Source organism: Streptomyces sp. LUP47B (assembly GCF_001746295.1).
In the GTDB taxonomy this organism is placed as follows: domain Bacteria; phylum Actinomycetota; class Actinomycetes; order Streptomycetales; family Streptomycetaceae; genus Streptomyces.
The window spans coordinates 530,001-542,939 of record NZ_MJAH01000006.1; the positions used below are offsets into that span (position 1 = coordinate 530,001).

The following is a 12,939-nucleotide window of genomic DNA, read 5'->3' on the forward strand; positions in this document are numbered from 1 at the left end:
GTAAGACTTCGTGGAGGACCGAACCCACCAGGGTTGAAAACCTGGGGGATGACCTGTGGTTAGGGGTGAAAGGCCAATCANTCGTGACTGCGTGCCTTTTGAAGAATGAGCCTGCGAGTTTGCGGTGTGTTGCGAGGTTAACCCGGGTGGGGTAGCCGTAGCGAAAGCGAGTCCTAATAGGGCGTTTGAGTAGCACGCTCAAGACCCGAAGCGGAGTGATCTAGCCATGGGCAGGTTGAAGCGGAGGTAAGACTTCGTGGAGGACCGAACCCACCAGGGTTGAAAACCTGGGGGATGACCTGTGGTTAGGGGTGAAAGGCCAATCAAACTCCGTGATAGCTGGTTCTCCCCGAAATGCATTTAGGTGCAGCGTCGTGTGTTTCTTGCCGGAGGTAGAGCACTGGATAGGCGATGGGCCCTACCGGGTTACTGACCTTAGCCAAACTCCGAATGCCGGTAAGTGAGAGCGCGGCAGTGAGACTGTGGGGGATAAGCTCCATGGTCGAGAGGGAAACAGCCCAGAGCATCGACTAAGGCCCCTAAGCGTACGCTAAGTGGGAAAGGATGTGGAGTCGCAGAGACAACCAGGAGGTTGGCTTAGAAGCAGCCACCCTTGAAAGAGTGCGTAATAGCTCACTGGTCTAGTGATTCCGCGCCGACAATGTAGCGGGGCTCAAGCGTACCGCCGAAGTCGTGTCATTCATACACATAGGGCCAACGCCTGTATGGATGGGTAGGGGAGCGTCGTGTGCCGGGTGAAGCCGCGCCGGAAGGCAGTGGTGGACGGTTCACGAGTGAGAATGCAGGCATGAGTAGCGATACACACGTGGGAAACGTGTGCGCCGATTGACTAAGGGTTCCTGGGTCAAGCTGATCTGCCCAGGGTAAGTCGGGTGCCGGTAAGTGAGAGCGCGGCAGTGAGACTGTGGGGGATAAGCTCCATGGTCGAGAGGGAAACAGCCCAGAGCATCGACTAAGGCCCCTAAGCGTACGCTAAGTGGGAAAGGATGTGGAGTCGCAGAGACAACCAGGAGGTTGGCTTAGAAGCAGCCACCCTTGAAAGAGTGCGTAATAGCTCACTGGTCTAGTGATTCCGCGCCGACAATGTAGCGGGGCTCAAGCGTACCGCCGAAGTCGTGTCATTGCAGCAATACGCCCAACGGCGGCTGTGATGGGTAGGGGAGCGTCGTGTGCCGGGTGAAGCCGCGCCGGAAGGCAGTGGTGGACGGTTCACGAGTGAGAATGCAGGCATGAGTAGCGATACACACGTGGGAAACGTGTGCGCCGATTGACTAAGGGTTCCTGGGTCAAGCTGATCTGCCCAGGGTAAGTCGGGACCTAAGGCGAGGCCGACAGGCGTAGTCGATGGATAACCGGTTGATATTCCGGTACCCGCTGTGAAGCGTCAAACACCGAACCTATTGATGCTAAGGCCGTGAAGCCGTTCCGGACCCTTCGGGGAAAGGAAAGTGGTGGAGCCGCCGGACCAAGGTGGTAGTAGGTGAGTGATGGGGTGACGCAGGAAGGTAGTCCAGCCCGGGCGGTGGTTGTCCCGGGGTAAGGGTGTAGGCCGTGCGGTAGGTAAATCCGTCGCACACAAGGCTGAGACCTGATGCCGAGCCGATTGTGGTGAAGTGGATGATCCTATGCTGTCGAGAAAAGCCTCTAGCGAGTTTCATGGCGGCCCGTACCCTAAACCGACTCAGGTGGTCAGGTAGAGAATACCGAGGCGTTCGGGTGAACTAAGAGGACTTGCTCCTCGAGCTGGGGGTGGCCGCAGAGACCAGCGAGAAGCGACTGTTTACTAAAAACACAGGTCCGTGCGAAGCCGTAAGGCGATGTATACGGACTGACGCCTGCCCGGTGCTGGAACGTTAAGGGGACCGGTTAGTCCGATTTCGGTCGGGCGAAGCTGAGAACTTAAGCGCCAGTAAACGGCGGTGGTAACTATAACCATCCTAAGGTAGCGAAATTCCTTGTCGGGTAAGTTCCGACCTGCACGAATGGCGTAACGACTTCTCGACTGTCTCAACCATAGGCCCGGTGAAATTGCACTACGAGTAAAGATGCTCGTTTCGCGCAGCAGGACGGAAAGACCCCGGGACCTTTACTACAGTTTGATATTGGTGTTCGGTTCGGCTTGTGTAGGATAGCTGGGAGACTTTGAAGCTTGGACGCCAGTKSWKGTGGAGTCGTCGTTGAAATACCAGTCTGGTCGTGCTGGATGTCTAACCTGGGTCCGTGATCCGGATCAGGGACAGTGTCTGATGGGTAGTTTAACTGGGGCGGTTGCCTCCTAAAGAGTAACGGAGGCGCCCAAAGGTTCCCTCAGCCTGGTTGGCAATCAGGGTGTTGAGTGTAAGTGCACAAGGGAGCTTGACTGTGAGACCGACGGGTCGAGCAGGGACGAAAGTCGGGACTAGTGATCCGGCGGTGGCTTGTGGAAGCGCCGTCGCTCAACGGATAAAAGGTACCCCGGGGATAACAGGCTGATCTTCCCCAAGAGTCCATATCGACGGGATGGTTTGGCACCTCGATGTCGGCTCGTCGCATCCTGGGGCTGGAGTCGGTCCCAAGGGTTGGGCTGTTCGCCCATTAAAGCGGTACGCGAGCTGGGTTTAGAACGTCGTGAGACAGTTCGGTCCCTATCCGCTGCGCGCGCAGGAATATTGAGAAGGGCTGTCCCTAGTACGAGAGGACCGGGACGGACGAACCTCTGGTGTGCCAGTTGTTCTGCCAAGGGCATGGCTGGTTGGCTACGTTCGGGAGGGATAACCGCTGAAAGCATCTAAGCGGGAAGCCTGCTTCGAGATGAGTATTCCCACCCCCTTTGAGGGGTTAAGGCTCCCAGTAGACGACTGGGTTGATAGGCCGGATCTGGAAGCCCAGTAATGGGTGGAGGTGACCGGTACTAATAGGCCGAGGGCTTGTCCATATTTGCTCGCGTCCACTGTGTTAGTTCTGAGGCAACGACCGTTCTGGAAGCCCAGTAATGGGTGGAGGTGACCGGTACTAATAGGCCGAGGGCTTGTCCATATTTGCTCGCGTCCACTGTGTTAGTTCTGAGGCAACGACCGTGTCGTGTTTCCGGTCGTAACTTCATAGTGTTTCGGTGGTCATAGCGTGAGGGAAACGCCCGGTTACATTCCGAACCCGGAAGCTAAGCCTTACAGCGCCGATGGTACTGCAGGGGGGACCCTGTGGGAGAGTAGGACACCGCCGAACAATTATTCAAAGGGTTGGATCCTGAACTTCGGTTCGGGGTCCAACCCTTTTTTGTTGTGCGTCACTTGAAGTTCACGTTGCGCAACCACCATCCGAGGCATGGGTACTGCTGCAATGCTCAGGGCCGCCGGCGTCGGAGTCGGTGACGAGGTCGTGGTGCCGGCCTTCGGGAACGTCGAGGTCGCCGAGGCGGTGACACTCGCGGGTGCGCTTCCGGTGTTCGCGGACATACATCCGGTCAGCTACTGCCTTGACGCCTCCGCTGTCGAAGCGGCGGTAACTCCGCGGACGGCGGCCGTCGTTGTCGTACACCGATTCGGTCGACCGGCCGACATGGCGCGGCTGCTCGCGCTCGGTGAGCGGCACGGGCTGCTGGTGCTGCAGGAGGGCGAGTCCGAGGCGCCGTACGACGAGATCGCTCAGCGTCGGGAGCGGGCCTGCTACCTCGATGGGAAGTTGCGCGGGGTGCGCACGCCCGATGGTGGGGACGGGCACACCTATCAGCAGTACGTGGTGCGGGTGCCCGGTAACGGGCGGCCGGACCGGGACGCTTTCGCTCGGGCCCTGCGGGGCAAGGGGATTGACTGCCGGGTGCCGGTGAAGACGCCCGTGCACCGGCTGCCCGAGTTCCGGCGTTGTGTGTCGCTGCCCGAGACCGAGCGCGCCGCCGACGAGACGCTCGCGCTGCCGGTGGACGCAGCCTTGACCAAGCGGGACATGCAGCGGGTCGTGGCCGCGTGCAATGCGCTCGGGGGACTGCTTCAGCCTGCCTTCTGAGCGAGTTGGGAGCACCGGGCTGTTCGGGGTATGATCTATTCCGTTGCCGCGAGGGAAACCTCGAAAAGGCGACAGGCCCCCTTAGCTCAGTCGGCAGAGCGTCTCCATGGTAAGGAGAAGGTCAACGGTTCGATTCCGTTAGGGGGCTCCAGCCAAAAGGCCCCGCCCAATTGGGCGGGGCCTTTGTCGTGTTCTCTCTCAGTCCGTCTGCAGGCCCGGGACGCGCATGGCCAGAATCGCCATGTCGTCGGACGGCGCGTCGGAGGCGAAGCGCTCGACCGCGCGCATGATGCGGGCCGCGACCGCGCCGGCCGTCAGGCCCGTGCAGGTGGTGAGGACGTCGGCGAGGCCGTCGTCGCCCAGCATGCGGGTGCCTTCGCGGCGCTCGGTGACGCCGTCCGTGACGCAGAGGAGGACGTCGCCCGGGTCAAGGGTGACCGACTGCTCGTAGAGCTCCAGGTCCTCCATGACGCCGAGGAGCGGCTGGGGTTCGGCTGCCGGTTCGACGGTGCCGTCCTGGCGCAGGCGGAGCGGGAGGGGGTGGCCGGCGCAGACGACCTTCAGGCGGGCGCTGCCGTCCGCCTGCGGCCACAACTCGCCGTAGAGGAGGGTCAGGAAGCGACTGCGGGCGCCCTCGTCGAGGATCGCGGAGTTCAGGCGCTCCAGGACCGCCGGGCCGCTGAGGCCCTCGCGGGCGAGCAGCCTGAGGGCGTGCCGGGCGAGGCCCGTGACCGCCGCCGCGTTCGGGCCCGTACCGCAGACATCGCCGATGGCGAATCCGTAGGCGCCGTCGCTGATGGGGAAGACGTCGTAGAAGTCGCCACCGACCTCGTTGCCCTCGCCGGCCGCGCGGTAGATGACCTCGACCTCCACGCCGTCGATCTCCGGGAGCTCGGGTGGCAGGAGGCTGCGCTGGAGGGACTGGCTGATGGCTGTGCGCTCGGAGTACAGGCGGGCGTTGTCCAGGGCGAGGGCGGCCCGGCGGGACAAGTCCTCGGCCAGTTCCAGGATTTCCTGTCGGAAGTGTTCGTCCGCGGGCTTGCCGAGGGTCAGCATGCCGATGACGCGGTTGCGGGCGACCAGCGGGAGGACGACGGTCTCGCCGCCCACCGCGGAGGCTGTGGCGAGCGTGGGACCGATTCCCGAGGCGAGCTGGTGAGTGGGGCCGCCGCTGAGTCCGAGGCTGCGCATGGAGCTGCGCAGAGCCGCTTGGTGCGCGGCCTCGCCGGGGGCCGACCAGACGCGGGCACCGGGGGTGGGGACCGGGTCCGGAGGCTGGATCTTCGACAGCAACGACTTGATGCCGTCGATGAGTTCCTCGTCCTCGTGGAGGACGTACGACAGATAGGGATCCGAGGCCTGGTCGGCGATCGTGTAGACGGCGCACCAGGTGGCCAGGGTGGGGACGGTCATCTGGGCCATGAGGGCCAGGGTCTGGTCCCGGTCCAGGGTGCCGGCGAGGAGGTCGGAGGCCTCGACGAGGAAGCTCAGGGAGCCGCGGCGCAGGCGTTCGAGTTCGCCCAGCCGCGCCGACTCGACCGCCAACGCAATGCGGTCGGCGGCGAATTGCAGGCGCAGGGCCTCTTCGTTCGAGTATCTGCCGGGTCCCTCGGCGGCCACGCCGAGGGACCCGGTGAGGCGGCCCTCGACCTTCAGCGGGACGGTGACCACCGAGCGCATGCCGGTGCCGTTCAGGAGCGGTACGGCGCCGGGTACGGCCGCGAGGTCGTCGTGGACGGCCGGCATGCGGGCGGAGCCGTAGCGGCCGGGGCCGGCCTCGACGGGCACGCGCGCGAAGCGCTGGCGGGCGGAGGGCAGACCGGTGGAGGCGCGGACCTCCAGCTCGGTCTCGTCGTCGGTCGCGAGGAGCAGGAAGGCGGAATCGCCGTCGAGCATGTCGCGCGCGCGTTCGACAGTGCGCTGGAGGAGGCCGTCGAGGTCGTCCGGGGCCGGGGAGCCGATGAACACCTCGAAGGGGTCGGTGTTCTGGCCGTCGGAGGAGGTGTTCGTGTCGGAGGCGGGCACGCGCAACGGGGTCTGCAGGACGGCGCGCTCGTGGTCGCGCACCAGGAGGCAGACCGTGGAGGGTTCGCCGCCGGTGTCGCGGACGCGCAGGTGGGAGGCGTAGACAGAGGTGACGCGACCGTTGGCCGCTCTGATGCCGTAGCTGCCCTCCCAGCGCGAGAGCTGCAGGGCCTCGGCGATTCCGGTGCTGGTGCCCGGGGTGTGGGGCCAGGCCGCGAGGTCGGTCAGGGGCTTGCCGATGACCTGTTCGGCGGCATAACCGAAGAGTTCCTCGGCGTCCTCGTTCCACGAGCTGATGGCGCACGCACGGTCGATCTGGACGACGGCGACGCGCACGCGGCCGTCCGCCAGCGGGAGGAGGTCCGCGGGCAGGGACGGGCCTGCCGTGCGGGTGCCCACCGTGCGCTCGGGCAGATCGAGCTGGAACCAGACCTGCTTCTGGGTGGGCGTGTACTCGACGCCCCACCGGCCGGCCAGCGCGGCGCAGAGCTGGAGGCCGCGGCCGCCCTCGCGGTCGAGGTTGCCCATGTTGACGGCCTGACCCTGGAGGGGGATCTCGCGCTCGGGGTAGTGGTCGCCCACCTCGATGCGTACTCCGTCGTCGCTGCGCAGGCACAGAACGTCGGCGGAAGTGCCCGCGTGCACCACGGCATTGGTGACGAGTTCGCTGGTGAGGACCACCGCGTCGTCGACGATGTCGGCGAAGCCCCATCCCTGGAGGGTGTCGCGGACGAAGGAGCGGGCGGTCGCTACCGATCGACCGACAGGCTCGAAGCTGGCGGCCGCGCGCGCGGTGATCACAGAACTCCTCGACCGATTGTCGACGTGCAGGGCTGCCTGGCCGACCGGCTCGTGCCGCTGCTGCGGCAGGCCGTCCGTCGGCCGGGGGTCCGGGGTCTGTCCCCCGGGGACCAGTCCGGTGGTCATGTGTGCGGCCGCCCTCCGATGCCCGCTCGTGCTCGTGCCACCGTCCAGGCCGGACGGACCGGCTCGGCTGGACAGCCGCATGCAAGGTTACTTACCTTCGACGGCCATGCGGATGCCGGTCTGCAGTGTTTCCGTCCGGAGGGTGTGCGGACGATGTGCGAAGCTGCCGAACTGTTATGGCCGGGTTCAACCAGGGTGAAACACTGGGCAGGCTCCTGAAGAAGGTTCGGGCAGGCCGAGTGGCTTACGTGTACGGCGGGCAGCAGCCCGTGGTGCGGCTCTGTATGCCCGATTGAAATAACGCTGTAGTAAGCAGAAGCACGCGGCAGCCACCGGTGCGCCGCGCGGTAGCACCTGGGTACAGCAGTAACGGTCGACCCCTGCGGGAGGGACACAGTGGAGTCTGGCGCAGCGACGCGGGGCACTAAAACGCGCGCGAAAGGCGGACAGTCCCCGAGCAACCAGCGCAAACCGCGCAATGGGACCACGGCGGTGGACACGGCCGCCCTGAACCGGCTGCTGGCGGCACTGGTGTCGATGCGGGACGGGAACTTCCGCAAGCGGCTGACGGTGTCCGGCGACGGCGTGATGTCGGAGATCGCGGCGGTCTTCAATGAGGTGGCCGACCGCAATCTCCATCTGACAGGTGAGCTGTCACGGGTGCGGCGCATGGTGGGCCGTGAGGGCAAGCTCACGGAAAGGCTGGAAACAGGCGCCTGTGAGGGCTCCTGGGCGTCCGCCATCGATGCCTCCAACGCGCTCGTGGACGATCTCGTGCGGCCCGTCTCCGAGGTCGGCCGGGTGCTGTCCGCGGTGGCGGAGGGTGATCTGTCACCCCGTATGGAACTCAGGACGCAGGCGCCGGACGGTACGGGACATCCGCTGCGCGGGGAGTTCCTGAAGGTCGGGCGGACTGTAAACAACCTTGTCGATCAGTTGTCGACGTTCACCGACGAGGTCACCCGGGTGGCCAGCGAGGTCGGCACCGAGGGCAAGCTCGGCGGCCAGGCACGCGTGCGTGGCATGTCGGGTTCCTGGAAGGACCTGACCGAGTCCGTCAACACGATGGCGTACCGGCTGACGGCTCAGGTGCGGGACATCGCGCTGGTGACCACGGCGGTCGCCAAGGGTGATCTGTCGCGGAAGGTCACGGTTCACGTGGCCGGCGAGATGCTGGAGCTGAAGAACACCGTCAACACGATGGTGGACCAGCTCTCCTCCTTCTCCTCCGAGGTGACCCGCGTCGCGCGCGAGGTGGGCGTCGAGGGCGAGCTGGGCGGCCAGGCGCAGGTGCCGGGTGTGGCCGGGGTGTGGAAGGACCTCACCGATTCGGTGAACCTCATGGCCGGCAATCTCACGGCCCAGGTGCGCGGGATCGCGCAGGTGACGACGGCGGTGGCCAGCGGTGACCTGTCGCAGAAGGTGACGGTCTCCGCACGCGGTGAGGTCGCGCAGTTGGCCGACACGATCAACCAGATGACCGAGACGCTGCGGATCTTCGCGGACGAGGTCACCCGCGTGGCCAACGAGGTCGGTGCCGAGGGACAGCTCGGCGGGCAGGCGAACGTGCCGGGTGCGGCGGGAACGTGGAAGGACCTCACCGATTCGGTGAACACGGTCTTCCGGAACCTGACCACACAGGTGCGGGACATCGCCGCGGTGACGACGGCGGTGGCCAACGGTGACCTGTCGCAGAAGGTCACCGTCGACGTGGCCGGCGAGATGCTGGAACTGAAGAACACCGTCAACGGGATGGTGGACCAGCTGTCGGCATTCGGTGCCGAGGTCACACGCGTGGCGCGCGAGATCGGTGTCGAGGGTGAGCTGGGCGGCCAGGCGCAGGTGCCCGGGGCCGCCGGTACCTGGAAGGACCTCACCGACTCCGTCAACACGGCGTTCAGGAATCTCACCGGACAGGTGAGGAACATCGCCCAGGTCACGACGGCGGTGGCCAACGGCGACCTGTCGCAGAAGGTCACTGTGGACGTCTCCGGCGAGATGCTCCAGCTGAAGAACACCGTGAACACGATGGTGGACCAGCTGTCGGCCTTCGCCGACCAGGTGACGCGGATGGCCCGGGACGTGGGTACCGAGGGCCGGCTGGGCGGTCAGGCCGTGGTGCCGGGGGTGTCCGGTACGTGGAAGGAGCTCACCGACTCCGTCAACTTCATGGGCGGCAACCTCACCTCTCAGGTGCGGCAGATCGCCCAGGTGACGACCGCGGTGGCCCGGGGTGATCTGTCGCAGAAGATCGACGTGGACGCGCGCGGCGAGATCCTGGAGCTGAAGAACACCATCAACACGATGGTCGACCAGCTCTCCGCCTTCGCCGACCAGGTGACGCGGGTGGCCCGTGAGGTGGGCACCGAGGGACGCCTCGGCGGCCAGGCTCAGGTGCCCGGCGTCGCCGGTGTGTGGCGCGACCTCACCGACTCCGTGAACGGAATGGCAGGAAACCTTACTGCCCAGGTGCGCAACATCGCCCAGGTGGCCACCGCGGTGGCCCGGGGTGACCTGTCGCAGAAGATCGACGTCGATGCGCGCGGCGAGATCCTGGAGCTGAAGAACACCCTCAACACGATGGTGGACCAGCTCTCCAGCTTCGCCGACCAGGTGACGCGGGTGGCCCGTGAGGTGGGCACCGAGGGCATCCTCGGCGGGCAGGCCGAGGTGCAGGGTGTCTCCGGCACCTGGAAGGACCTCACGCAGTCCGTGAACTTCATGGCGAACAACCTGACGATCCAGGTGCGCAACATCGCCGAGGTCACCACCGCGGTCGCCAAGGGCGACCTCTCGAAGAAGATCACCGTCGACGCCAAGGGCGAGATCCTCGAGCTCGTCACCACCGTCAACACGATGGTCGACCAGCTGTCGTCCTTCGCCGAGCAGGTGACGCGGGTGGCCCGTGAGGTGGGCACCGAGGGCCAGCTGGGCGGGCAGGCGCGGGTTCCGGGTGTCACGGGCATCTGGAAGGACCTCAGCGACAACGTGAACCTGATGGCCAACAACCTGACCATGCAGGTGCGCAACATCTCCCAGGTCGCGAACGCGGTCGCCAACGGTGACCTCACGCGGACGGTGACGATCGAGGCGCGCGGCGAGGTCGCGCAGCTCGCCGACACCTTCAACACCATGGTGAAGACGCTGAGTTCGTTCGCCGACCAGGTCACCAAGGTGGCCCGCGAGGTGGGCACGGACGGCATCCTGGGCGGCCAGGCGCGGGTGCCCGGTGTGGCCGGCACCTGGAAGGACCTCACCGAGTCCGTGAACCAGATGGCGTCCAACCTGACAGGTCAGGTGCGGAACATCGCCATGGTGACCACGGCCATCGCCAAGGGCGACCTGACGAAGAAGATCGACATCGATGCCCGCGGTGAGATCCTCGAACTCAAGACCACCATCAACACGATGGTCGACCAGCTGTCGTCCTTCGCCGAGGAGGTCACCCGGGTGGCCCGCGAGGTGGGTACCGAGGGGCAGCTCGGCGGCCAGGCACGCGTGCGTGACGTCGACGGCACCTGGCGCGACCTGACCGAGTCCGTGAACGAAATGGCAGGAAACCTCACCCGGCAGGTGCGAGCCATCGCGCGCGTGGCGACCGCGGTGACCCGAGGCGACCTGAACCTGAAGATCGACGTGGACGCGTCCGGCGAGATCCAGGAGCTGCAGGACTACATCAACAAGATGATCGCCAACCTGCGCGACACCACGATCGCCAACAAGGAGCAGGACTGGCTCAAGGGCAACCTGGCCCGTATCTCGGCGCTCATGCAGGGCCGCCGGGACCTGGAGGACGTGGCCTCGCTGATCATGAGTGAGCTGACGCCGGTGGTGACCGCGCAGCACGGCGCGTTCTTCGTCGCGATGCCGCTCCTGGACGGCAAGGACCTGAGCGCCGAGGCCGAGGACCAGTACGAGCTGCGGATGCTCGGGTCGTACGGCTACTCGATGGGCTCGATGCCGACGTCGTTCCGGCCGGGTGAGGCGCTCATCGGGACGGCCGCCGAGGAGAAGCGCACGATCCTGGTGGAGAACGCGCCCAGCGGCTACCTGAAGATCTCCTCCGGTCTCGGAGAGGCACCGCCCGCGCAAGTGATCGTCCTCCCGGTGCTGTTCGAGGGCAAGGTGCTCGGTGTCATCGAGCTGGCTTCCTTCACACCCTTCACGCAGATCCAGAAGGACTTCCTCAATCAGATCGCCGAGATGATCGCGACGAGCGTCAACACCATCTCCGTCAACACCAAGACGGAGGTACTGCTGAAGCAGTCGCAGGAGCTGACCGAGCAACTCAGGGAGCGGTCGGCCGAGTTGGAGAACCGGCAGAAGGCCCTCCAGGCGTCCAACGCGGAACTGGAGGAGAAGGCCGAGCTGTTGGCCCAGCAGAACCGTGACATCGAGGTGAAGAACACCGAGATCGAGGAGGCGCGGCAGGTCCTGGAGGAGCGTGCCGAGCAGCTCGCCGTGTCCATGCGGTACAAGAGCGAGTTCCTGGCCAACATGTCGCACGAGTTGCGTACACCGCTCAACTCGCTGCTGATCCTCGCCAAACTGCTCGCCGACAACGCGGACTCCAACCTCACCCCGAAGCAGGTCGAGTTCGCCGAGACCATCCATGGGGCAGGCTCAGACCTGCTGCAGTTGATCAACGACATCCTCGACCTGTCGAAGGTCGAGGCGGGCAAGATGGACGTCTCCCCGACACGCATCGCGCTCGTGCAGCTCGTGGACTACGTGGAGGCCACCTTCCGGCCGTTGACCGCGGAGAAGGGCCTGGACCTGTCCGTACGGGTCTCTCCCGAGCTGCCCGCCACGCTGCACACCGATGAACAGCGCCTGCTCCAGGTGTTGCGCAACCTGCTGTCCAACGCGGTGAAGTTCACCGACTCGGGAGCCGTCGAGCTGGTCATCCGGCCCGCCGGGCGGGACGTACCGGTGGCGATCCGGGAGCAGCTGCTCGAGGCCGGCTCGCTGCGTGATCCGAGCGCCGACCTGATCGCGTTCTCCGTGACCGACACCGGGATCGGTATCGCGGCCAGCAAGATGCGGGTGATCTTCGAGGCCTTCAAGCAGGCCGACGGCACGACCAGCCGCAAGTACGGCGGCACCGGTCTCGGGCTGTCGATCTCGCGGGAGATCGCGCAACTGCTCGGCGGAGAGATTTACGCGCAGAGCGAGCCCGGTCGCGGATCGACGTTCACGCTGTATTTGCCGCTGCACCCCAGCGAACTGCCGCCGCAGGGCTACCAGCAGTCCATGCCCGCCCTGGAGGCCGGCGATCTGGTGGCGTCCGCGTCGGGGCACGGACGGGCCGGGGCCGAGGTCGAGACGCCGGCCGAGGTGAGGTCGTACCAGGAGACACAGAACGGCGCCGCGGCGCTCTTCCGGCGCCGTCGCAGGACCGCGCCCGCCCTCGAAGAGCGGATCGGACAGCCGGACCAGTGGTCGGCGGTGGAGCACCAGGCCGCGCCGCAGCCACGCCGGGGCATCCGGTTCGGCGGGGAGAAGGTGCTGATCGTCGACGACGACATCCGCAACGTCTTCGCGCTCACCAGCGTCCTCGAGCAGCACGGACTGTCCGTGCTCTACGCGGAGAACGGCCGTGAGGGGATCGAGGTCCTGGAGCAGCACGAGGACGTGGCGGTCGTCCTGATGGACATCATGATGCCCGAGATGGACGGGTACGCGACGACCAACGCGATCCGCAGGATGCCGCAGTTCGCCGGGCTCCCGATCATCGCGCTGACCGCCAAGGCGATGAAGGGCGACCGGGAGAAGGCGATCGAGTCGGGCGCCTCCGATTACGTGACCAAGCCGGTCGATCCCGATCATCTGCTGTCGGTGATGGAACAGTGGATGCGAGGGGAGTGATGAGAATCAGCGAAGTTCACGCGGAGTTGCTGACTCAGTGTGCCCGACGCCGTGTAGAAGTACGGGATTCGGGGAACCTTCTGGTCTCCCGCTACGTTTCTGCTACGTGCACAGTGA

At 65.4% G+C, this 12,939-nt stretch carries 3 protein-coding genes, 1 tRNA gene, 2 rRNA genes and 2 pseudogenes (1 of these 8 cut by a window edge); 6 read left to right on the top strand and 2 right to left on the bottom strand.

The genetic code is table 11. The annotated features are described in order from the left end of the window. From BFN33_RS20630 to BFN33_RS20645, 4 genes are all read left to right on the top strand, one after another. Window positions 1–2,935 (top strand): 23S ribosomal RNA (locus BFN33_RS20630) (it extends 1,146 nt beyond the left edge of the window). A 173-nt stretch (window positions 2,936–3,108) separates the two neighbouring features. Next, window positions 3,109–3,225 (top strand): 5S ribosomal RNA (gene rrf / locus BFN33_RS20635). Window positions 3,226–3,339: 114 nt separating this feature from the next. Further along, window positions 3,340–4,002 carry a DegT/DnrJ/EryC1/StrS family aminotransferase gene (locus BFN33_RS20640; RefSeq protein ID WP_069761543.1) on the top strand — a complete coding sequence of 221 codons (663 nt, stop codon included), beginning with the start codon at window positions 3,340–3,342 and terminating at the stop codon, window positions 4,000–4,002. A gap of 75 nt (window positions 4,003–4,077) precedes the next feature. Beyond that, a tRNA-Thr gene (locus BFN33_RS20645) sits at window positions 4,078–4,153 on the top strand. 47 nt (window positions 4,154–4,200) lie between these two features. Here the strand turns inward: BFN33_RS20645 and BFN33_RS20650 are convergent. After that, a complete protein-coding gene (locus BFN33_RS20650) occupies window positions 4,201–6,954 on the bottom strand; it encodes a SpoIIE family protein phosphatase (protein WP_069761544.1) in 2,754 nt (917 codons plus the stop codon). 1,065 nt (window positions 6,955–8,019) lie between these two features. Between BFN33_RS20650 and BFN33_RS55515 the strand changes: the two are divergent. After that, a pseudogene (locus BFN33_RS55515) lies at window positions 8,020–11,112 on the top strand (HAMP domain-containing protein); the annotation flags it as partial. A 130-nt stretch (window positions 11,113–11,242) separates the two neighbouring features. Here BFN33_RS55515 and BFN33_RS55520 read toward each other — a convergent pair. Continuing rightward, entirely contained in the window at window positions 11,243–11,473 is a 231-nt protein-coding gene (locus BFN33_RS55520; RefSeq protein WP_370743304.1) for a CxxxxCH/CxxCH domain-containing protein, read from the bottom strand. A gap of 17 nt (window positions 11,474–11,490) precedes the next feature. Between BFN33_RS55520 and BFN33_RS55525 the strand changes: the two are divergent. Continuing rightward, a pseudogene (locus tag BFN33_RS55525) lies at window positions 11,491–12,822 on the top strand (ATP-binding protein); the annotation flags it as partial. Between the last annotated feature and the right edge of the window lie 117 nt (window positions 12,823–12,939).